Annotated in this window: 21 protein-coding genes; 5 read left to right on the top strand and 16 right to left on the bottom strand. The window is 67.5% G+C overall.

The genetic code is table 11. The annotated features are described in order from the left end of the window. Window positions 1-28 precede the first annotated feature (28 nt). The gene (locus E8L99_RS03660) at window positions 29-289 is read right to left on the bottom strand and encodes a hypothetical protein (RefSeq protein WP_137098272.1); all 261 of its coding nucleotides are present in this window, start codon (window positions 287-289) and stop codon (window positions 29-31) included. 106 nt (window positions 290-395) lie between these two features. Continuing rightward, complete coding sequence (locus E8L99_RS03655; protein WP_168201557.1) at window positions 396-1,217, bottom strand: hypothetical protein; 822 nt, start codon at window positions 1,215-1,217, stop codon at window positions 396-398. Window positions 1,218-1,494: 277 nt separating this feature from the next. On the opposite strand from E8L99_RS03655, the gene E8L99_RS03650 reads away from it, so the two are divergent. Next, window positions 1,495-2,073 carry a L,D-transpeptidase gene (locus E8L99_RS03650; protein ID WP_137098270.1) on the top strand — a complete coding sequence of 193 codons (579 nt, stop codon included), beginning with the start codon at window positions 1,495-1,497 and terminating at the stop codon, window positions 2,071-2,073. Window positions 2,074-2,316: 243 nt separating this feature from the next. Here E8L99_RS03650 and E8L99_RS03645 read toward each other — a convergent pair whose 3' ends face one another. The 4 genes from E8L99_RS03645 to E8L99_RS03630 all read right to left on the bottom strand — a co-directional run bounded on the left by E8L99_RS03645 (window position 2,317) and on the right by E8L99_RS03630 (window position 5,544). Then, window positions 2,317-2,931 carry an alpha/beta hydrolase gene (locus E8L99_RS03645; RefSeq protein WP_137098269.1) on the bottom strand — a complete coding sequence of 205 codons (615 nt, stop codon included), beginning with the start codon at window positions 2,929-2,931 and terminating at the stop codon, window positions 2,317-2,319. 102 nt (window positions 2,932-3,033) lie between these two features. After that, window positions 3,034-3,966, bottom strand: a complete 933-nt coding sequence (locus E8L99_RS03640; protein WP_137098268.1) for a ring-cleaving dioxygenase — start codon at window positions 3,964-3,966, stop codon at window positions 3,034-3,036. Between the two features lie 135 nt (window positions 3,967-4,101). Further along, the gene (locus E8L99_RS03635; RefSeq protein WP_168201556.1) at window positions 4,102-4,830 is read right to left on the bottom strand and encodes a class I SAM-dependent methyltransferase; all 729 of its coding nucleotides are present in this window, start codon (window positions 4,828-4,830) and stop codon (window positions 4,102-4,104) included. 36 nt (window positions 4,831-4,866) lie between these two features. Next, the gene (locus tag E8L99_RS03630; protein WP_137098266.1) at window positions 4,867-5,544 is read right to left on the bottom strand and encodes a GyrI-like domain-containing protein; all 678 of its coding nucleotides are present in this window, start codon (window positions 5,542-5,544) and stop codon (window positions 4,867-4,869) included. Window positions 5,545-5,663: 119 nt separating this feature from the next. Between E8L99_RS03630 and dapF the strand changes: the two genes are divergently transcribed. Further along, a complete protein-coding gene (gene dapF, locus E8L99_RS03625) occupies window positions 5,664-6,530 on the top strand; it encodes a diaminopimelate epimerase (protein ID WP_137098265.1) in 867 nt (288 codons plus the stop codon). Between the two features lie 4 nt (window positions 6,531-6,534). Continuing rightward, the gene (gene mtaB / locus E8L99_RS03620) at window positions 6,535-7,809 is read left to right on the top strand and encodes a tRNA (N(6)-L-threonylcarbamoyladenosine(37)-C(2))-methylthiotransferase MtaB (RefSeq protein WP_137101937.1); all 1,275 of its coding nucleotides are present in this window, start codon (window positions 6,535-6,537) and stop codon (window positions 7,807-7,809) included. Window positions 7,810-8,074: 265 nt separating this feature from the next. On the opposite strand, the gene E8L99_RS03615 is transcribed toward mtaB, so the two are convergent. From E8L99_RS03615 to E8L99_RS03575, 9 genes are all read right to left on the bottom strand, one after another. Next, window positions 8,075-9,532, bottom strand: coding sequence for an amidohydrolase family protein (locus E8L99_RS03615; RefSeq protein ID WP_137098264.1), 1,458 nt, complete (start codon window positions 9,530-9,532; stop codon window positions 8,075-8,077). A gap of 75 nt (window positions 9,533-9,607) precedes the next feature. Further along, on the bottom strand, window positions 9,608-10,594 hold the full coding sequence (locus E8L99_RS03610) for a Bug family tripartite tricarboxylate transporter substrate binding protein (RefSeq protein WP_137098263.1): 987 nt from the start codon (window positions 10,592-10,594) through the stop codon (window positions 9,608-9,610). A gap of 28 nt (window positions 10,595-10,622) precedes the next feature. Next, window positions 10,623-10,970 carry a cupin domain-containing protein gene (locus tag E8L99_RS03605; protein WP_137098262.1) on the bottom strand — a complete coding sequence of 116 codons (348 nt, stop codon included), beginning with the start codon at window positions 10,968-10,970 and terminating at the stop codon, window positions 10,623-10,625. A gap of 4 nt (window positions 10,971-10,974) precedes the next feature. After that, entirely contained in the window at window positions 10,975-12,000 is a 1,026-nt protein-coding gene (locus tag E8L99_RS03600) for a quinone oxidoreductase family protein (RefSeq protein ID WP_137098261.1), read from the bottom strand. Window positions 12,001-12,027: 27 nt separating this feature from the next. Next, window positions 12,028-12,915 (bottom strand): BKACE family enzyme, encoded by an 888-nt coding sequence (locus tag E8L99_RS03595; RefSeq protein ID WP_137101936.1) that lies wholly within the window; start codon window positions 12,913-12,915, stop codon window positions 12,028-12,030. 61 nt (window positions 12,916-12,976) lie between these two features. After that, window positions 12,977-13,729 carry an SDR family NAD(P)-dependent oxidoreductase gene (locus tag E8L99_RS03590; RefSeq protein WP_137098260.1) on the bottom strand — a complete coding sequence of 251 codons (753 nt, stop codon included), beginning with the start codon at window positions 13,727-13,729 and terminating at the stop codon, window positions 12,977-12,979. Window positions 13,730-13,738: 9 nt separating this feature from the next. Beyond that, window positions 13,739-14,599, bottom strand: a complete 861-nt coding sequence (locus E8L99_RS03585) for a dioxygenase family protein (RefSeq protein ID WP_137098259.1) — start codon at window positions 14,597-14,599, stop codon at window positions 13,739-13,741. Window positions 14,600-14,665: 66 nt separating this feature from the next. Next, entirely contained in the window at window positions 14,666-16,192 is a 1,527-nt protein-coding gene (locus E8L99_RS03580) for a bifunctional aminoglycoside phosphotransferase/ATP-binding protein (RefSeq protein WP_137098258.1), read from the bottom strand. A gap of 12 nt (window positions 16,193-16,204) precedes the next feature. After that, window positions 16,205-17,809: an MBL fold metallo-hydrolase gene (locus tag E8L99_RS03575; RefSeq protein ID WP_137098257.1), complete on the bottom strand. Its 1,605-nt coding sequence runs from the start codon at window positions 17,807-17,809 to the stop codon at window positions 16,205-16,207. 182 nt (window positions 17,810-17,991) lie between these two features. Between E8L99_RS03575 and E8L99_RS03570 the strand changes: the two genes are divergently transcribed. Further along, a complete protein-coding gene (locus tag E8L99_RS03570) occupies window positions 17,992-18,318 on the top strand; it encodes a c-type cytochrome (protein ID WP_168201555.1) in 327 nt (108 codons plus the stop codon). A 98-nt stretch (window positions 18,319-18,416) separates the two neighbouring features. Then, on the top strand, window positions 18,417-19,244 hold the full coding sequence (locus E8L99_RS03565) for a universal stress protein (protein WP_168201554.1): 828 nt from the start codon (window positions 18,417-18,419) through the stop codon (window positions 19,242-19,244). A gap of 16 nt (window positions 19,245-19,260) precedes the next feature. Here E8L99_RS03565 and E8L99_RS03560 read toward each other — a convergent pair whose 3' ends face one another. Next, window positions 19,261-20,679, bottom strand: coding sequence for a M20 family metallopeptidase (locus E8L99_RS03560; RefSeq protein WP_137098254.1), 1,419 nt, complete (start codon window positions 20,677-20,679; stop codon window positions 19,261-19,263). Window positions 20,680-20,827: the final 148 nt, after the last annotated feature.

The raw sequence follows: 20,827 nt of genomic DNA, 5'->3' as shown, positions 1-20,827 counted from the left end.
TTTCGTATTCGCGACGTGACCGAAACGGTCAGGCGCTCATGTCGAGGCTCATGCCGGGCGGGCCCATGGTCTTGGGCTGCTTCGGCGTGCCGATGGTCGCCGTGAAGGCTTCCAGGCGGGAAAGGTGCTGACGTGCCTCGGGTGTCAGGCTGACCCTGACACCGGAAGTCTTGTTCGGCACCGCGAGCTTGTCGCGGGTCTGGCCAACGGTCGGTCGCGTCGCGCTGGTGGGGCGCGTTGCGATGGCCACCGGGGTGGTTGAAACGGAACTGACCGTACTCGTGTCCACGGGCGTCTCCATCAGGGTTGGTAACCCCAATGTTAACGAACGTGGTTAACAGCCGGTTAAGCGGATGATCCAGATGTGCCGATGGGTCGTCGCGGGACGCGCCTTGTCAGAGCTTGCGGGTGCGCAGCGTCATTGGGCCGAGGTCGACGGTCGGCTGGTTCTGCGGGCACAGCGCGCGCCGGAGTTCCGCCTTGGCGAAGACGTTGGCCACCGCCGGATCGCCGGCACCGATGGTCACCAGGCGGTCGACGAAACAGGCGGTATCGGCGCGGCTGACGATTTCCGGCCCTGCATTGCAGACCCAGCCCGAGACCCTCAGATGGGCGTCGTCCGCCCGCAGCGCGAAGCCGAGGCAGGCCTTCGGTCCTTCGGGGCCGTCAATGGCCATGTCGACGCTGGCGATGGCGCCAAACTTGGTGTCGAGCGCCTGATGATTGGAGGCCACGCGCGCATCGATGCCGAGATCGGCAGCAAGGGCTGCGATATCGGCCGCAGCACCTGACGGCTGAATATCGCCGCGGTCGACCGCGATGAGGGCGTGACGGCGGGCCGAACCCGCCTCGCCGAACTGGAAGAGTTCGCGCGACAGGCCGTCCGAGCGGCGCAGGACGCGGTTGTTCAGGCCGAGCGGGCGCCAGCGGGGAGCATCGACGTCGAAGCCGCCGTGGCGGGCCTGGACCGAACGCCAGGTGAGGACCTCGCGGATCGGCTCCGGCGCGGCGGCCGGTGCCAGGGCCTGCCGGATCTCCGCTTGGGCGGAATCGGCCGTGCGATGATTGGCGAAGGCGGCAAAGGACAGCGCGGCGCCCGGCACGATGACAGAGAGGATCAGCACGGCCAGTCCGTAGCGGGCAAATGTGGATTTGCGCTGGAGCGGACCCATGTCGTTGTCGAGATTCGCCACCGCGCCGTCGTCAAGCGTCCGCACCATCGCCTCCACCGTTTCGCCACAGTGTGGGAGGGGCCGGTCAGCAGGGGGTTGAAGGACATGGTTGACGAGTGCTGAACGGATTGCGTGGTGAATGAAGGGTGAATCGGCCTCGCGGCGTTGCGTTGCGGCAACACCGCAAAACAACCGGATTTCAGCGTGCAACGACTCGTTGACTCTCCCGTCCAAATTTCCTCACTCAGAAACCCAGAAGAAACCGCAATTCCGCTTCTCTGGGGCCACCGCCAGGGACGGAACGGCGGGGTGGGAGACTGTCATGACGATTGGGACCGGGCGGCGCGCTGCCGCCATTGCGCTGGGCGTGTGCGCCATTCTTCTGACCTTCGATCTGGCCAATGCGGCCGAGGGTCGCCGCCGCGGTCAGGCGCGGGAGATGTCGCGTCCCACCGGTGGTACCGAAACGGTCCGCGCGCCGATCGCGGCCGCGGCCGGCACCATCGTCATCCGCAATTCCGAGCGCCGGCTCTATCTCGTTCAGGGTGACGGCACCGCCATCCGCTACCGCATCGCGGTCGGCAAGCAGAGCGAGCAGTGGGAAGGCGAGACCTATGTCAACGGCCGCCACGCGCGTCCGGCCTGGTCGCCCCCGGCCGTCGTGCGGCGTGCCAATCCGGCCCTGCCCGACGTGATCCCGGGTGGCGCTCCCAACAATCCGATGGGCGAAGGCGCCCTGACTCTCGCGGGCGGCGAATATGCCATCCACGGCACGTCGGCCGGCATGCGCCGCTCGATCGGCACCGCCGCTTCCATGGGCTGCTTCCGCATGCTCAACGAGGACGTGGTCGACCTGATGAACCGTGTCGGCGTCGGCACCCGGGTGGTGGTCACCCGCTGACACCCGTTCGCTGGCTGAACGGCCAGCTGAGCTGACATGTTTCAGGCCCTTCGCACCGGACGGTGCGGAGGGCTTTTTGTTTGGCGATCATCGTCGAGCCATCGCGCAGCTAGCACTCCCGTCATCCCCGGCGAGGCGCGTCAGCGCCGAGGGAAGGGGATCTAGGGGCCGAAAGGTCAGTGCCCGCGACTCCTGGACCCCCTTCCCTCGCTTCGCTCGCCGGGGGTGACGTTGTGAGGGGCGTCAGATCCGGTCCAGCCAGTCGCGGGTGAGGGTCACGTCGGACTGAACCAGGCCATGGCCGGTCGGCAGCGTCTCGTGCTGCACGCTGGCACCGGCGGCGGCGAGGCTTGCCGCAAGCGTCGCTGCATTGGCGGCTGGGATGATCGGATCCATCGTACCGGAGACGATCAGCACCGGCGTCGCCGGCTGAGATGCCGGCTTGTCAGTGGAGAGCGGCACCATGGCCCGGATCAGTGCCGCGCCCGCCAGCACGCCGGGATGGCGGTAGAGCAGGGCCGCCGCGATATTCGCGCCGTTGGAGAAACCGAGCGCCACGGGCGCCTCCAGGCCGTAGGCCCCGCGCGCCTCGGCGATGAAGGCTGCGAGATCGTCGGCGCGGCGGCGCACGTCATCCTCATCGAACACGCCCTCAGCCAGCCTGCGGAAGAAGCGCGGCATGCCGCCTTCCAGCACCTGGCCGCGAGGCGAAATGAGCGCCGCACCTGGCGCGACCATGCGGCCGAGCGGGATGAGATCATTCTCGTCGCCACCCGTGCCGTGTAGCAGGAGCAGCGGCTTGCGGGTGGGATCGGTGGCCGGTTCAAAGCGATGGACGAAGGAAAGGGGCGTGGTCATAGGGACCTCCGGGGGGAAGGATAGCGGGAGGAGGGGAGTTCAGGCCGCGCCCTTCCCCCTCCCCTTGCAAAGGGGGGGTCGGGGTGGGGTTGCTACTCCCGTTCACACCAGCGCCGGCAGCCGGGCCTCGATCTCCGCGCGTCGCGGCTCGTACTGCTTCGGCAGCTTGAGCGCCTGGCCCAGGCTGTCGGCCGGCTCGTCGACGGCAAAGCCCGGCGCGTCGGTCGCGATCTCGAACAGCACGCCGCCCGGCTCGCGGAAATAGACCGAGCGGAAATAGTCGCGGTCGCGCTGGCCGGTGACGCGCTGGCCATATTCCTCGGTCAGCAGCTTCACCATGGCGGCCTGGTCGGCATCGTCGTCGGCGCGGAACGCGATGTGATGCACCGAGCCCGCGCCTTCGCGGCCAGCCAGGAAGCCGCCGGCCTCGTGCAGGTCGATGATGCCGCCGAGCGGACGGTCGGCGATCTGGTAGCGGGTCACGCTGCCTTCGGTCGCAACCTTCTCGAAGCCGAACACGCCGGTGAGGATGGCGGCCGTCTTCGTGGCATCGGCGAGCAGCAGATTGACGCCGTGGAAGCCGCGGATCGCGACATCCGCCGGGATGTCATCCGTGGTCCAGGCGGCCTCACCTTCGATGCCGGCCACGGCGACCAGCGCGAAGCGCATGCCGTCCGGGTCCCTGAAGGTGATCACGGTCTCGCCGAAGCGCTTGACCGGCGCGTCATGGGCAACGCCATGGGCGAGCAGGCGGTGGCTCCAGAAGCCGATGGCGCTTTCGGGGATGCGGAAGCTTGTCTCCTGCGTCTGGCCGACGCCGATCCGACCGGGAGCGGCGTGCTCCCAGGGGAAGAAGGTCAGCACGGTGCCGGGCTGTGCCGCCGCATCGGCGAAATAGAAATGGTAGGTCGAGGGATCGTCGAAATTGACGGTCTTCTTGACCAGCCTGAGGCCGAGCGTGCGGGTGTAAAAGTCGAGATTGCGCCGGGCCGGGCCGGCAATGGCGGTGACGTGGTGCAGGGCATTGTGGCGCATGGGGGATCTCCGTGGTTCACGGCTAACCGTGTTGTCCATGAAGATAGGCCGGACATTCCCTTGCGCCACCGCGTTTTCAATGCGTTGGCGCAATCGCAGAATGCGAAACGCGAATTCGCCAATGCGCGCGCGCCGTCATTTGCCGGCGAGCAGCGCCTTCCAGCTGCGACGGTCGACGAGATGCTGGGTCGAGGTGAGCGTGATCGACGCCATGAAGGCCTGCAGCCTGGCCGGATCGTCGCCGCGCGGCGCGAATTCCGCGACAATCTCATCCATGCGATCGGCCAGCACCGTGGAGGTGGGGTCCAGTCCGGTCACCGCGACGAGGCCGGTCGGCGGCGCATCGAACAGGAAGATTCTGAGATCCGGCCGATAGGCCATCAGGATCTGGACGGTCTTGTAGACATCGCCGGTCCAGAAGTTGGGGAACTTCGGGTGCAGCGATCCGCGCCCGCCGCGATTGGTCATATCGGCCGTGGGCGGCAGGCAGTCATGCATCAGAATGACGCTGTCTGGCCGGCAGTGCCGCTCGGTGTTGATGACGTCGCGCAGCAGCGCCTCGTAATGGTGGAGGCCATCCAGGAAGGCGAGATCCAGCTTGCCGCCGAGCAATGCCGAGGGGTCATGGCGCGCGAAGAAGTCGTCGCTCGGCAGCTGGAACAGATGGCAGGCGGGCTTGCGCCCGACGACGTCGAACTTGATCTGGTAGGTCGGATCGACCGAGACCGACGCACAGTCGATCAGCGACAGCGATTGTCCGGTCTCCGTTCCAATCTCCAGATAGCGCTCGGCACGCGTGAGCTTGGACAGCTGGACGAGGCAGGAGAGATAATCGGCCCCGCCATGCGTGACGAGTTCAGTCATGGGATGGTCGAGAGAGGCGGTTGGCATGGGTCTGCGTCACTGTTTCGGAAACACGTAGATGAAGGTCGCGAGTTCCGTTTCAGCTGTCGTGTCGGGATCACGGACATATTCCTCGACGAAGGCATCCTCGGCCTGCACGCCACGCTCGTCGATGTAATTGGCGATCTCGTCGTAGGTCTGTTCCATCGTGTCGTAGCCGCCAAGATGGGTGAAGCGGATCGCCTTGCCGCCGGGCGTCATGCCGGGCATCGCGGGAAGGAAACGGTCGGTCGCGCCGGTGATCTGGGCGACCGGGAGGATCGCCTCGAAGTCGGCGGTGTCATCGGTCGAGGAGACGAAGCGGATCATTGGCGGGCCCGCGGCAACCGCACCCTGCGCGCGGGCAATGCCGTTCAGATCGGCCAGCGCCTTGCGGAAGGTGGCATAGAGGTCGTCCCAGTTGGCCTTGCCCTTCAACACCAGAGCGGGCCGGGCGGTCAGCGTCACCTCGTCGCCGAAGCCCGACGTGTCGACCGCGTCGCCACTGGCGACAGGCGGCGTTGCAGCCGCGGGCGGTGTTTCGGCGGCAGGTGGTGGCACCGGCTGGGCGGCAGCCGGTGGAGCAGGAGCGGCTGGGGGTGTCTGGCTGAGCACCGGCGCGCTCGACAAACCCCATGCGAGCGCCGCACCGAGCAGGATCGGCCTGACCGCTTTCACAATCGCCTGAGCCGCCATTTCTGAAACCATCCCGACATGCCAGCGGTTTTGGACGAAACGATGATACCCTATATAGGGATCGCTGCTATCCCTATTCCCTTTCTGCGTCATCGCGCCGCCTGGAAACCCGGACCCTCATGAGCCCGCTCGCCAACCACACCTTCTGGAAGATGAATGGCGCCGGTAACGAGATCGTCGTTGTCGATCTGCGCGCGTCCAGCCATGTGGTGACCGCCGCCGAGGCGCGCGCCATTGCTGCCGCCGAGGGCTCGCATTTCGACCAGATGATGGTGCTGCACAAGCCGCGCACGCCGGGCACCGAATGCTTCATCCGCATCTACAACACCGATGGCTCGGAGGCGGGCGCCTGTGGCAATGGCACGCGTTGCGTCGCCTGGGTGCTGATGGACGGCAGCGACCGCAAGACGCTGACGGTGGAGACGCGCGCCGGCCTGCTCGCCTGTCGCCGCATGGGCGAGACCCAGTTCTCCGTCGACATGGGCGAGCCGAAGTTCGGCTGGCAGGACATTCCGCTGGCCGAGGAATTCCGCGACACCCGCGCCATCGAACTGCAGATCGGACCGATCGACGCGCCGATCCTGCATTCGCCCTCTGTGGTCTCGGTGGGCAATCCCCATGCGATCTTCTGGGTCGACGACCCCTATGCCTATGACCTGCCGAAGATTGGCCCCATGCTCGAGAACCATCCGATCTTCCCGGATCGCGCCAATATCTCGCTGGCGGCCGTGAAGAGCCGCGATCACATCGTGCTGTGGGTGTGGGAACGCGGCGCCGGCATCACGCGCGCCTGCGGTTCGGCGGCCTGCGCCACGCTGGTCTCGGCGGCGCGCACCAAGCGCACCGATCGTGCGGCGACCGTGTCGCTGCCGGGCGGCGAGCTTCACATCGAATGGCGGGATGACAATCACATCATCATGACCGGGCCGACCGAGCTGGAACATGTCGGCACGTTCGATGCGGCCCTGTTCGCGGATGCCGCCTGAGGCCATGGGGATTGAAGTCGTCACATTCGGTTGCCGGCTCAATATCTCGGAGTCAGAGGTCATCGGCGATCTTGCGGCCAAGGCGGGGCTGGGCGACGTCACGGTGGTCAACACCTGCGCCGTGACCGCCGAGGCGACCCGCCAGGCACGCCAGACCATTCGCCGGATGAAGCGCGACAACCCTGAGGCCCGCATCGTGGTGACGGGCTGCGCGGCGCAGACCGATCCCGCCATGTTTGCCGCCATGCCCGAGGTGGACCGGGTCATCGGCAATGATTCCAAGCTGAAGCCTGAGGCCTGGAGCGAGGTTGGTGCGCTGCTCGCGGCCCCGCCCGATTTCGGTGTCGCGGCTTCCGAGAAGATCGCGGTCAACGACATCATGGCGGTCAAGGAGCAGGCGCTCCATCTGGTCGAGGGCTTTGCCGGCCGCACCCGCGCCTTCGTGCAGGTGCAGAACGGCTGCGACCATCGCTGCACCTTCTGCATCATCCCGTTCGGGCGCGGCAATTCACGTTCGGTGCCCATGGGCGAGGTGGTCGATCAGATCCGCCGCCTGGTCGAGAACGGCTATCGCGAAGTGGTGCTGACCGGCGTCGACATCACCAGCTATGGCCAGGGCCTGCCGGGCGAGCCGAAGCTCGGGCAGATGATCAAGGCGGTGCTGCGCCACGTGCCGGAGCTCAAGCGCCTGCGCATCTCGTCGATCGATTCCGTCGAGGCCGATCCGGACTTGATGGATGTGATTGCCGGGGACGAGCGGTTCATGCCGCATCTTCACCTGTCGCTGCAGGCGGGCGACGACATGATCCTCAAGCGGATGAAGCGGCGGCACCTGAGCGCCGATGTCGTCCGCTTCTGTGCCGATGTGCGCCGCCTGCGTCCCGACATGGTGTTCGGCGCCGATATCATTGCCGGCTTCCCGACCGAGACCGAGGACATGTTCGCCCGCTCGCTCGAGATCGTCGATGCCTGCGAGCTCACGCATCTGCACGTCTTCCCGTTCTCGGCGCGTCCCGGCACGCCGGCAGCGCGCATGCCGCCGGTTCCGGGTGATGTGGTGAAGGAGCGCGCGCGCCGCCTGCGCGAAAAGGGCGAACAGGCTGTGAGAGCTCATCTCGACGGGATCGTCGGGCGGAGCTTCCCGGTGCTCGCCGAGATCGGCGGCACCGGCCGCACGCCTGACTTCACGGCGGTGCGGCTCGCCCGGCCGGTCGAGCCCGGCGAGATGGTCGAGCTGACCATTGCCGGGCATGACGGGCGGGAAGCGCTGGCGGCGTGAGGTTTTGAGTGGGTGGAGGGATGGTGCTGAACACCCCGCCCCAACCCTCCCCGCAAGCGGGGAGGGGGCCGAGCGCGCCCGGTCGATCGGATGCTCAATTGGCTTGGACTTAAGCAGGGATAGTTTCGGTCGCAGACCAGCGCTGGCTGGGTGTTGAGTTCAGACGTGCCGATAGCGGATCAGAGCCCCCTCCCCGCTTGCGGGGAGGGTTGGGGTGGGGCCTCTCGCGTGGCAGCGAGCGCCGACGAGGTGCTTCTTGCCCGCGTTACTGCTTCGCCGCTTCCACCATGGCCGCCGAGCGGGCCTTCACCTGCTCGATGATCTGCGGCAGGGCGGGGTCCGTCAGTTTGCCGGCAAATTTCTGCACGCGGCCATCGGCGATGACTGTGCCGATATCGGCGACGGAAGCCTGCAGCATGATGGCGCCAATGGGATCGAGCACCGGCGCGACGCCGGCCGAGAGGCCATCGATCAGCAGGATGTCGGCACGCTTGCCGACGGTGAGCGATCCCGTCACGCGATCAAGGCCGACGGCCTTGGCGCCGCCGATGGTCAGCACTTCCAGCATGGCCCGCGCCGTCCAGGGCTTTACCTCCGGCGGTTTGCCCGTTGCGGCAAACGAGGCCTGGTTGCGCAGGGCGAGATCCGCCGCATAGGCGAGGCGGGCCTGTTCCAGCATGGAGCCGCCGAAGGCCGAGGGGATGTCGGTGCCGAGGCTGACGGGAAGACCGGCATCGCGCGCCTTGCCGATGGCGGCGAAGCCGTGGCCCATATGCATCTCGGCCTCGGGGGTCGAGGACAAGGATGCCCCCTTGTCGGCGGCGATCTTGTATTCGTCGGCCTCGAGATCATTGGCGTGGACGAGCTGAGTATTGCCATCGAGCAGGCCGCGTTCGGCGAGCGTTGCCACCGTTCGCTTCTTGCGCGCGGCATAGATTGGCGCGCCGCAATGGAAGGCGGTGAGCACGCCGAGCTCCTTCAGCATGGTGAGGTCGGCGAGCGCCGGCTCCAGCGGCATGAAGTCGGGGCCGGGCAGGCAGACGCCGAGGCTGACCCGGCCGGAGGCGAGCTTGCCGGCCTTCAGCGTCTTGGCGTGGGTCATCATGCGGGCATGGTTGGGCGTGGAACCGTCCTGCGGGCGCAGCGGCACCGTGTAGCAGAAGACGACGCGGGCGCCGGAAGCGAGGTGGCTCTCCACGGCGGCATCGGCATGGTCGGGCGAGACGACTTCGCGGTTCCAGTCGACGATCGTGGTTGTGCCGACCGAGAGCTGTTCCAGGCCGCCGGCGCGCACGCCCAGCGCCACATCGGCCACCGTCATGCGGTTGGAATAGCGCAGCACGATGTTGCGGAAATAGTCGGTGAAGGAATGGTCGGCGGAGAGCCCGCGCTGCAGCACCTGCGGCAGGTGGATATGGCCGTTGACGAAGCCGGGGCAGGCGATCTTGCCGGCGCCGTCGATCACCAGCGCATCGGCGGGTGCGGCGAGCCCGGTGCCGATCGCGCGGATCACGCCGCGTTCGATCAGGATGTCGCCATTGGCGAGGGTGCCGACAGCCGGATCCATCGAGACGATGGTGGCGCCGCGGATCAGGATCGTCTCGCGGTCGCGCGGGTTCGGCGCGGGCGGTGTCTGCGCGCGGGTCTCGCTTGCGGCGATGAGGGTGGCGGATGCAGCCGTTGCCGCGAGCAGGGCGCGGCGGTCCAGTCCATGGGTGGCCATGGGTCTCTCCTTGAATGTTTCCGTGTGCAGAAGGCGGGCGGCTCTTGCGGCCGCCTCGCCCCATGATGGGATGGATCAGCCGCCGGCGGCCTGACGCACCAGCGGGCCGTAGCGTTCGGCATCGCGGGCGATCTCGGCGTCGAAGGCTGAGGGCGTCGTGGTGACGAGGTTGACGCCCTGGCCGGTGAACCGGTCCTTCATGTCGGGGGCGGCAAGCGCCTTGGCGATGTCGCCGGCGATCTTGTCGACCATCGGCTTCGGCATGCCGGCCGGGCCCATCACGCCAAACCAGGCGTCATAGGTGAAGTCGGTCAGCCCTGCCTCGCGGAAGGTCGGCACATTGGGCAGCTGCGGGATGCGGGTCTCGCCAGTGACGGCGAGCGCACGCAGGCGCCCGGCCTGGATCAGATCGCCGCCGACATTGAAGAAGGTGAAGGCGAAGGCAGAATCGCCCCTGAGCACCGCCGTCTGGCTTTCCGGCATGCCGCGATAGGGCACGAGCTGCATGCGGGTGCCGGTGGCCTGGCGGAAGACCTCGGCCGCAATGCCGGTGGACGAGCCGAGGCCCGCCGAGCCGTAATTGAGCTGGCCGGGGCGGGCCTTGGCGGCCTCCACCAGATCCTTGATCGTGCGGATCTCACCATCGGCCGGCGCGATCAGGATCGACGGCATGGACGCCACCTTGGCAATGCCGGTGAAGTCCTTCACCGGATCGAAGGTCGCGTCGCGGTTGACCGCGCGGATCACCGCATGGCCGTTGGAGGTCAGCATCAGCGTATAGCCGTCGGGAGCCGAACGGGCGACGCCGCCCGTGCCGGCAATGCCGGGACGGTTCTCGACGATGACCTGCTGGCCCCAGGTCTCGCGCAGCTTCTCGGCCAGCGAGCGGGCAAGGATATCGGTCATCGATCCCGGCGTGAACGGCACGATCAGCCGAACCATCTGGTTCGGATAGGCGGCCTGAGCCGATGCCGGGCCCGACGAGAGCGATAAGCCGGCTACAGAGAGGGCGGCAGTGCTTAGAAATGCGCGGCGGTGGATCGTCCTGGGGTCGTGAGGCATGGGGGTTTCCTCCTGTGGCCCGTGCGGCTCATGGGGCGGCTTTCGGCAGCGGCATGGCGAGCAGCACGACGGCTGTTTTGTTGGTCAGGTTCTTCAAGGCCCGTTTTTCATTGGGAGCGATACGCACGCTGTCCCATTGGGAGAGCACGGCCGAGCCGGTCTCCGTTTCCACCGTCAGGTCCCCTTCGAGGACGACGTAGAACTTTTCTTCCGGAGACCCGGAGAGATCGATGTGCCCGCCCGGCAGCAGCTGGGAGACGCCCAGCCACAGCACGTCGGCGGGGCCGGCCTCGCGGCCCTGCATGCGCAGCATGCGCATGTCGTGATGGCCGGGCGACTGGTAGGGCTTCAGATCGGCGAAGCGATTGACGTGCATGGGATCACCCGTTGGGCAGGAAGACGACGCGGTCGCGGGCAGCCCCAAGCACGGCTGCATAGGCTTCGGCAGCGCGTTCGAGCGGATAGATGGCGCGCTCCTCGATCGGGAAGGGCTTCAGCGCACCGGAGGCAAAGCCCGGCACCAGATCGCGCAGCACTTCGCCGGTGGCGACCGATGAGAGCGCCAGCGTGTCGATGCCGACATAGGTGTGGCGGCCGCGATAGAAGGCGAAGATGTCGAAGGGCACGGTCTGCTTGAAGGCGGCGATGAAGATCTGCCGGCCCGTGACGGCGAGCGACTTCGTGCCGGCTTCATAATAGGGCTCGCCCACCGTGTTGTAGACGATATCGGCGCCGCGCCCACCGGTCAGCTCGCGCACGCGGGCAGCAACGTCCTCGAGCGAGGAATCGATCACGGTCACCGGCTTCGATGCGTGTCCCGCGTGTCCCTCGGCCTTGCGCACAACGCCGATGACATTGGCGCCGAGCCATGAGGCGATCTGGGCCGCAGCCTGGCCGACCTTGCCGTTGAGCCCGAGAATGACAACGGTCTCGCCGGGCTTCGGCATGCCGGCGCGCCGGAAACCTTCCTGGGCTGTGACGAAGGGCACGCCGATGCCGGCGGCTTCGGCCAGGGTAATGTTTGCCGGCTTCTCGACCAGGGCGGCGGCCTCGACCACCAGATGGGTGGCATGGGTGCCGTCGCGGCGGATGCCGAGATCGCCCGAGGAACCGAAGACCTCCCGGCCGACGAGTTCGGCCGGCCCTTCCAGCACGATGCCGGCGAAGTCGCGGCCGGGCGTGCGGGGGAACACCGCATAGGGCATCATGCCGATGGCCGCCTTGGCGTCGGATGGATTGACGGCGGCGGCGCGCACCTCGACCAGCACGTCCTCGTCGCGGGTGCGGCTGAGCGACAGGGGTTCGATCACCGGCTGGATGGCCTCGATCGTCTCGGCCTTGGCAGCCAGGCGCAGGCTCTGCATGGCACCGGTGGCGGCGGCCTTCAGCGCTGAACGGGCGGTCATCGGGGGCTCCTCGGGTTCGCGCTTAAGTCAGGATGCCTGCGAGGGCAGGTGGAAGATCTCGCGCGCTTCCGCCGTGGTGGCGATCTGAGCGCCGAGCTCCTCGACGATGCGGCGGGCCTTCTCCACCATCGCGGCATTGGAGGGCGCGAGCACACCGCGCTCCAGCATGACCGCGTCCTCAAGCCCCGTGCGGGCATGGCCGCCGGCGAGCACCGACTGCGCCACCATGGGGAAGGAGGAGCGTCCCGTGCCGATCACCGTGAACTCGGTGTTGGCCGGCAGCATGTTGCGGGCATAGATCACCGTCTCGGGATTGGGCTGGAAGCCGTATTTCACGCCCATGACGAAGGAGGCGATGGAGGGGCCGGAGATCGAGCCATCCTTCAGGAGGTCATGCATCAGGGCGATATCGCCGGAATCGAACAGTTCGATCTCGGGCTTCACGCCGGCTGCCTTGATGACCTTCGCCATGCGCCGCGCATTGCCGGGGGTGTTGATCACCACCTGGCCGCCCGAATTCATCGTGTTGAGGTCGAGCGTGCAGATTTCGGGCTTCAGCACCGCGATATGCTCGACGCGCTTTTCCGGCACGACGAGGGTGGTGCCGGGAGCGGCGACCTTCGGATCGTCCTCGGAGGGCACGAAGCGGCCGCCGGGGCCGGTCGTGATGTTGAGGATCAGCTTGGGGTTCATCCGCCGGATGCGGTCCACCACGTCGCGGTAATATTCCAGCTCCATCGAGGGCTTGCCGGTGCCCGGCTCCCGCACATGGATGTGGGTGACGGCGGCGCCGGCTTCCGCCGCGCCGAGGCAGGCATCGGCGATCTCCTCGGGCGTGATCGGCAGATGGGGCGTCTGGTCCGGCGTCGTCAGATTGCCGGTGACCGCGCAGGTGATCACCACCTTGTTCAGCATGGGCCGCATGGGGGTCTCTCCCGAAAAGTCTTGTTGTCGTTGTTGTCTTTGGTGGCAGACGTCAGAGGGCGCGGCCGCCCTCGACCAGAATGATCGAGCCCGTGGAATAGGGCAGGTGGGTGGCGCAGGCGACGATGGCCTTGGCGCAATCATCGACGGTCGCCACCCGTTTCAGCGGGATGGTCGGGGCGATCTTGGCCAATTGTTCCGCTCCGCGACCGGGGACGAAATCGGTGTCGACGGCGCCGGGCGACACGGTCATCACGCGGATGGCGGGTGCGAGCGCACGGGCGAGACCCTTGGACATGGAATCGAGCGCCGCCTTGGCGCCGGCATAGGCGATGTTGGACCCCTGGCCGGTCTGGGCGGCAAGCGAGGAGACATTGATGACCAGGCCATCGCCGCTGGCGTCGAGGAGCTTGCGGAAGATGCGGATGGCGGCGAACTGGCCGCGGAAGTTCACCCGCATCATCTCGTCGATGAAATCGTCCGTCAGACCCTCAAGATCGCCTGCGGGAACCGGTTTCGTGTAGCCGGCTGAATTCACCAGGATATCGGTGCGGCCGAGCTTGCTTTCGACCAGTCCGGCCAGCCCCTGAAGCGAGGACGAATCCTCCATGATCGCGGGTGCTGCGAGATGGCCCTTGCCGGGCAGCGAGGCCACAAGCGCCTCGGCGCCGGCCTTGTCGGAGCGATAGGTGACGACGACGGTTGCGCCTTCGTCGGCGAACAGTTTCGCCGCGGCGGCGCCGATGCCGCCGGAGCCGCCGAGAATGACGGCGACCTTGTCGGTCAGAGCGGGGGAACGGGACATGGGATCAGCTCACTTGATCGGAGGGGCCGGCAGCACGGCTTCGCCGGGCTCCATCGTGAAGGTGTAGTCCAGCCCGTAGCTGTCGCCATTGCGGCTGAAGCCGCCGATCAGAGACTTGGTCACGCCGAACACCACGTCGCTTTCCAGATATTGGTCGTCGTCGACGAAGACCTGGGTCACCAGCGTCTTGAAGCCGGGTTTGAACAGCAGGAAATGAACATGGGCCGGCCTGTAGGGGTGGCGGTTCTGGGCTGCGAGCAGCGTACCCACCGGGCCGTTGACCGGCACGGGATAGCCAGCGGGTTTCACTGAGCGAAACGAGAAACGGCCTTCCGCGTCGGTGACGAACTTGCCGCGCAGGTTCATGTCGGCCTGGGTCGCGTCCTGGTTCTCGTACATGCCGACCGGGGATGAATGCCAGACGTCGACCTCGACGCCGGCGATCGGGCGGCCGGCGCTGTCCTTCACGCGGAGATTGGCGATCAGTTCCGGACCCGGGGTGGCCGAGCGGACGATGGAGCCGCCATTCTCGGTGCGCGGCGAATGCATGCGCCAGAAGGGCCCGAGCAGGGCCGCGGCCGTCTCGGTATTGCCCTCGGCGCCGTTGTTCAGCAGGCAGACCAGGGTCGAGAAGCCAACAGCGTCGGAGGCCAGCACCACCTCGTTATGGGTGTCGTTGGTGAGCTGGCCGAGGCCGACGACGAAGCCGACGGCCTTCTCCCATTCCGCCTCGGTCAGCTTCACGTCGCGCGCGAATGCGTGGAGATGGGTGACCAGCGAGGTCATGATCTGCTTCAGCCGCGGATCGCTCGTTCCGGCCATGGCCGAGAGCACGGCCTCGGTCACCTGTTCCTGGCGCTCGATTATCATTGTTTCACTCCCTTGATGTGGATTTACTGCAATCGATTGCAACGGTCAATGCCGACCGATGGGGAATCAGGTTGCGATACGCGTCAATGCCGCGCGGGCGGTCGTCTCGGGGTCGCCTGAGGCATCGAGCCTTGTCCAGTCGAGGGGGCCGATGTCGTAGCCGGCCTGCGCCTCGACCACGGCAACATCAGCGTCGGAGATGTCGTTGCGGCGGGCTTCCACCCGGCTCGCGCGGTCGCTGGTCGCAAGATCGAGCCAGAGGCCGGTGAAGGGGACGCCGGCTTCCGTCGCCACGGCCGCGATGGCTGCCCGCTCGCCGGGCCGCGCATGGACCGCATCGGCGATCACGCTGACACCGGAATCGAGCAGCGCGCGGGCGTCGGTGCGCATTCTGTGATAGACTGCCTGCGTGATCTCCGGCGTGTAGAGGCCTTCAGCGGGCGGGCCGCTGGCGGCGCCGATTTTTTCCTTGCGGATTCGGTCGCTCGCCAGAATCCGGGCACCGGGTGCGCCGCCGATTTCGGGCGCGATGGCCCGCGCCAGGCTCGATTTTCCCGAGCCGGAGAGGCCGCCAACGGCGACCAGGCGGGGCTCAGAGCCTTGCAGAGCCGCCTCGGCCAGCCGGAGCATGGTCTCCGCCATGTTCCACGATGTCTCCGCCTCCGTGGCGGTCTGGCTGGCAGCCGCCGCCGCCGTCACATGGGCCCGGATGGCGGCGCGCACGGCGATCAGGAACGGCAGCAGAGCGAGATCGTCCGCCTCGCCGGAGAGGTCGGCATAGCGGTTCATCAACCGGTTGGCCTCGACCCGCCGGTCGCGATGCCAGAGGTCCATCAGCAGGAAGGCGAGGTCGTAGAGCGTGTCGGTGGTGGCGAGGTCCTCGTCGAACTCGAGGCAGTCGAACAGGACCGGCTCGCCATCGATCAGGCAGATGTTCCTCAGGTGTAGGTCGCCATGGCAGCGACGGACATGGCCTGCCACAGCCCGCCGGTCGAGGGCCTTGGCATGGCGTTCGAGCCGGTCGCGGAACCGCTGGTCGAGGGCCGCCGCCGCGGTCTCGTCGCGCAGGCCGCTGGCGACGAAGGCCGTCGCATTGATGTCGAGGACGCGGGCGAGCCTTGCTGCGCCATGGGGCTTCGCGGCTGGCTCAGCAGCGTTGTGGAACGCTGCGATCGTGGCCGCCAGTCGGTCGATCATCGCGCCGTCGAGCGGCCCCTGTTCTGCCAGGCGATCGAGCAACTGCGCCTGGTCGAAGGCCGCCATCTCGACGACGCCGTCGACGAGCGCTCCCTCACCGTCCAAGCCGAGACTGCCGTCGGCGCCGCGCGTGATGGCACGGGCGCGGCGGTAGATGCGATCGGCGCCAGGCGCGCGCAGGTTCAGCGCCACCTCGGTGCGGCAGAGGTCGAGCCGGTGGGCGGGATCGGAGAAGTCGAGATAGCCGAGGCTGACCGGCCGCTTCAGCTTGAACACCGTCGCCGGCCCGATGACCACGTGGGAGATGTGGGTCGAGATGACCTCGGCACCGGCGCCGGCCGGATCGGCGGCGCGGCGCAGGAAGGCGATGACGTCAGGGGCTTCGAACCGTGTCATGGGCACTCCCGCTCAGCGCTCGCCGTCGTCGAGCGCGCGCTTGAGGCGGCGCAGCAGCTTGGCCCGCGTGCGGTCGTCGGCTGCCTGGTCCAGCGCCTCGCGCAGGTCGAGCAGGAAGGCCGAGACGTCGTTGTGCCAGTCCTGACGGCCGACTACATCGGCGGGGATGCGCGGCGGCCGGGCCGGGCCCTCGATCAGGCGGGGCATGTCGCCGGCAAGATCGATGGTCGAATCCAGGGTCGGGACTAGCACATGGCCTGCTGGCGCCACCTTGCCATCGATCATGTCAGCGAAGGCCTGAAGCGCGACCTCCTCCGCATGGACCAGTGCGACGGCGCCGCGGATCGGGCCGCGTTCGGCCAGCCAGTCATGGAGCTCCTGGCGGTCGGCATGGGCCGAGTAGGTCTCAAGCTTGCGGATGGTCGCCTGCACGCGCACGTCATCGCCCTGGATGCGCACGGCCCTGGCGCCGTCTTCCAGGATGCGGCCGAGCGAGCCGACGGCCTGATAGCCGACCATCAGGACCGTCGCATCGTGGCGCCACAGGTGGTTCTTGAGGTGGTGGCGAATGCGGCCGGCATCGCACATGCCGCTGGCGGCGATGATGATGTGGAAGCCGCGAAGCTTCTCGAGGCCCCGGCTCTGGTCGGCGCTCTCGGTGATGCGGACTTGGCTGGAGGTGCGCAGCCGCGCAAGTTCCGGTCCGTCCTCAAGCCCGGCCACATGCTCCAGGAAGATCCGTGTCGCCTTGGCGGCAAGTGGCGAGTCGATGAAGATCGGCGCTTCCGGCACGGCGCCCGACGCCATGGCATCGAGCAGGTCGGCGGTGACCTCCTGGGTGCGTTCCACCGCGAAGGAGGGGATGAGCAGCGCGCCGCCGCGCCGGGCTGCCGCCGCCACTTCCAGGGCCAGTTGCCGGCGCCGCTCGGCAATGGTGACCGCCGGGCGGTCGCGGTCGCCATAGGTCGCCTCGCAGACGACGAGGTCGACGCCGGCGGGACCGTGCGGATCGGGGTGGAACAGCTTGGCATCGGGGCCGATATCGCCGGACATGAGCAGGCGGAACGGCTGGCTGCGCCCCGCAATCCCGCCAATCTCGAACTCGATCGACGAGGATCCGAGCATATGGCCGGCGTTCCAGTAGCGGGCCCGCAGATCGGGCCCGAGCGGCAGCCAGGTGCCGTAGGCGATCGGCTGGAACTGATCGAGGCAGGCTTCGGCGTCCTCGGCGGTGTAGATGGGCTCGACCCGCGCCTCGGCCTTGCGGGCGCGCCGGCGGTTCAGCATCTCCACCTCCATCTCCTGGATGTGGCCGCTGTCCGGCAGCATGATCGAACAGAGGTCGACGGTTGCTGGCGTCGCGTGGATCGGTCCCCTGTAGCCGGCCTTCACCAGTTTCGGCAGCAGGCCGGAATGGTCGATATGGGCATGGGTCAGCAGGACTGCGTCGAGCGTGGCGGGATCGAAGGGGAAGGAACGGTAGTTCAGTTCCTTCAGGGTCTTGGAACCCTGGAACATGCCGCAATCGATGAGGATCCGGCGGCCGGCGGCCTCCAGCAGGTAGCAGGAGCCGGTCACAGTGCGGGCGGCGCCGTGGACATGAAGCAGCGCGGTCATGGCGGTTCCTGGGGCTCGGTCAGCCGGGACGTTGGCCGTGCTGTTGTCGCATGGGTGCTCGGGCCACGCGACCTGTCCGGGAGCCGGAGGCCGGCGGCATGCCGGGGAATTTGATCCAGCCCAAGCCGATTGGCGCGCTGCGGCGTTCTACTGCCGGCAGCACCGCCAGCCGGGAGGCCTCCATGCGCAAGACGACCCTGATCGCCGCCGCCCTCATCTGCGCCTTGCCGGCGATCGCATCGGCCCAGGACAGGGATCAGGCCCGCCGTGGAGAAGCGCTGGCGCGCTCGACCTGTGTTGCCTGCCACGGCGTCGGCGCCGGTCAGGCCGCCTCGCCGATCGCCGATGCACCGAGCTTCCAGACGCTGGCTGCGACGCCCGGGATCACCGGCATCGCCATCACGGTGGCGCTGTCGACCGCCCACAAGACGATGCCGAACATCCAGCTGTCGCCGGACGAGATGCGGGAGATCGGCGCCTATATCCTGTCGCTGCGCGCTGTTCCGTGATCGCGCACACGCCCTGATCCACCGCAAGGCAGCAAGCGCGCGCGGCCCTAAGTTTGATGGATTGTCCGTTTGTGGCGCGGTTTCAGGGAGTTTCTCCGATGAAGGACATCGTTGTTCACCTGGACGGGGGCCCCGAGGAAGCGAGCCGCCTGTCCTATGCCGGTCTGCTGGCCACAACCTTCGGCGCCCATCTGACCGGGCTGTTCACCAGTGCGCTGCCTGACATCGGCCTGTTGGCATCGCCGGACTCGGCGGTCGCGGCCGCTGCCCTGTTTGCCGAGCTTGAGACCGAGATTCGTGTCCGCGCCACCGATCAGGCGCCCCGGATGGCTTCGAGCCTCGATGCCCTTGCCCAGACCAGCGATCTCGTCCGTATCGACGCCCGCATGGAGGATATCGTGCGGGATAGCCTGACGACGCTGCGCTGTTCCGACCTGTTCATTGCGACATCACCCTATCGCAGCGGCGTAGGCGCCCTGTGGGACCCGCTCATCGAAGCAGCTCTGTTCGGCAGCGGACGGGGCACCCTGCTGGTACCGCCAGGCCGCCGTGCGCCCGATGTTCTCAGGGGCGTGCTGATCGCCTGGCGAGATACCCGGGAAGCCGCCCGCGCTGTTGCCGAGGCGATGCCGCTGATCACGCGGGCGAGCAAGGTGGATGTGGTGCTGGTGGATGCCGAGCCGGATGCGACCGCCAGCGACCTTGCCCGCTATCTCGATCGTCACGGCGCCACGGTGACGGTCGAAGTGGTGGCGAGCGATGGACGATCGGTTGCCGATGCGATCCTCACCGAGGCGCGCCGTCTGTCATCCGACCTGATCGTGATGGGTGGCTATGGCCATTTACGCTTGCGCGAATGGGTGATGGGGGGCACGACGCTGGATGTGATCCAGGCCAGCACCGTGCCGCTCCTGATCGCCCATTGAGCAGACGCTGCTGCCGTCAGCCGCGCGACATGTCGAGCGGCGGGTTCACCTCGGGCGGGATCGGCGAGATGTAGGGGTTCTTCGCCGTCCGCTTGGCGAGATCCGCCTTGGCGGCGGCGATCAGCTCGGGGTTCATGATCGCCTTCGCGCCGAGATCGGCCATGGCCTTCGCGACTTGCACCATGGCCTTGTGGGCCGCCGGCTCCTTGCCCTGTGCCACCACCTGCCAGGTGTGGAACGGCGTGCCGATCGCAACCGTCGGCGCATGGGCCTGCACCGTCGGCACAACCCAGCTGACATCGCCGATATCGGTCGAGCCGATGGCCGGATTGCGCTTGGCATCGAGCGGCACGGTGAAGTCGGCGAGCGGCGCGTCGGTCTCCTCATAGCCGATCGAGCGATAGGTGGCGGCGATGTCGCCGTCGGAGAAGGTCTTGCGGATCTCGGCGGCGAAGGCCCGGTCGCGGTCGTCGAAGGGCGGCGGCCCGAGGTCTTCCATCACCTCCTGGAGGGCTGCCTCCAGCGGCGTGTTGCCGACCATGTTGGAGACGGCGCTGATGATGCGCATCTCCATCTTGGTTTCGGTCATCAGGGCGGCACCCTCGGCAATCTTGCGAACGCGGCCAACCAGTTCGAGCATGCCCGGCAGGTCGCGGGCGCGGATCGAATAGCGCACGCGGGCATGGGCCTGGACGACGTTTGGCGCGATGCCGCCGGTGTCGAGGATGGCGTAGTGGACGCGCGCGTCGCTCGGCATGTGCTCGCGCATGTAGTTGACGCCGACGCTCATCAGTTCCACCGCGTCGAGCGCGGAACGGCCGAGATGGGGCGAGGCCGCGGCATGCGAGGTCCGGCCGGTGAAGACGAAGTCTGCGCGGGTATTGGCGAGCGACAGGGGCGGGGTCACCTCCCACCAGGAGGAGGGGTGCCAGGAGATCGCGATATCGGCATCCTTGAAGGCGCCAGCGCGCACCATGAAGGCCTTGGCGGCGCCGCCTTCTTCGGCCGGGCAGCCGTAATAGCGCACGCGGCCGGGTATCTTGTTCTCGGCGAGCCAGTCCTTGACGGCGGTGGCGGCCAGCAGCGCCGCCGAGCCCAGGAGATTGTGGCCGCAGCCATGGCCGTGGCCACCGGTCTCGACCGGCTTGTGCTCGGCAACGCCGGCCTCCTGGCTGAGGCCGGGAAGCGCGTCGTACTCGCCCATGATGGCGATCACCGGCCCGCCTTCGCCGGCCTCGCCGATCACTGCTGTCGGAATGCCGGCGACGTTCTCGGTGATGCGGAAGCCCTGGTGGCGGAGTTCCGCGACATGCTCCGCGACCGAACGCGCCTCCGTGTAGCAGACCTCGGGCATGCCCCAGACCCGGTCGGAGAGCTCGATGAGCCGCTCCCGATGCTGGTCCACATGCCGCCAAACGTCGCGCCGATTGTCCATGATGCCCTCGATAAGTCTGCAAGGAGGCATCTGACGCGGCAGGCTGGCCGAAGTCCAGACCGTCCTCGCGGGCCTGCGATGCATCGTTCGAGGCCAGACCGCTGAACTGGTCTTGCCGGATGATGGCAACTGGTCATTTCCGGCAGAC

The sequence above is a fragment of the Phreatobacter aquaticus genome (genome assembly GCF_005160265.1).
GTDB classification, from domain to species: Bacteria; Pseudomonadota; Alphaproteobacteria; order Rhizobiales; family Phreatobacteraceae; genus Phreatobacter; species Phreatobacter aquaticus.
The sequence above is the reverse complement of the archived record's forward strand: the minus strand, read 5'-3'. Positions and strand labels throughout refer to the sequence as shown.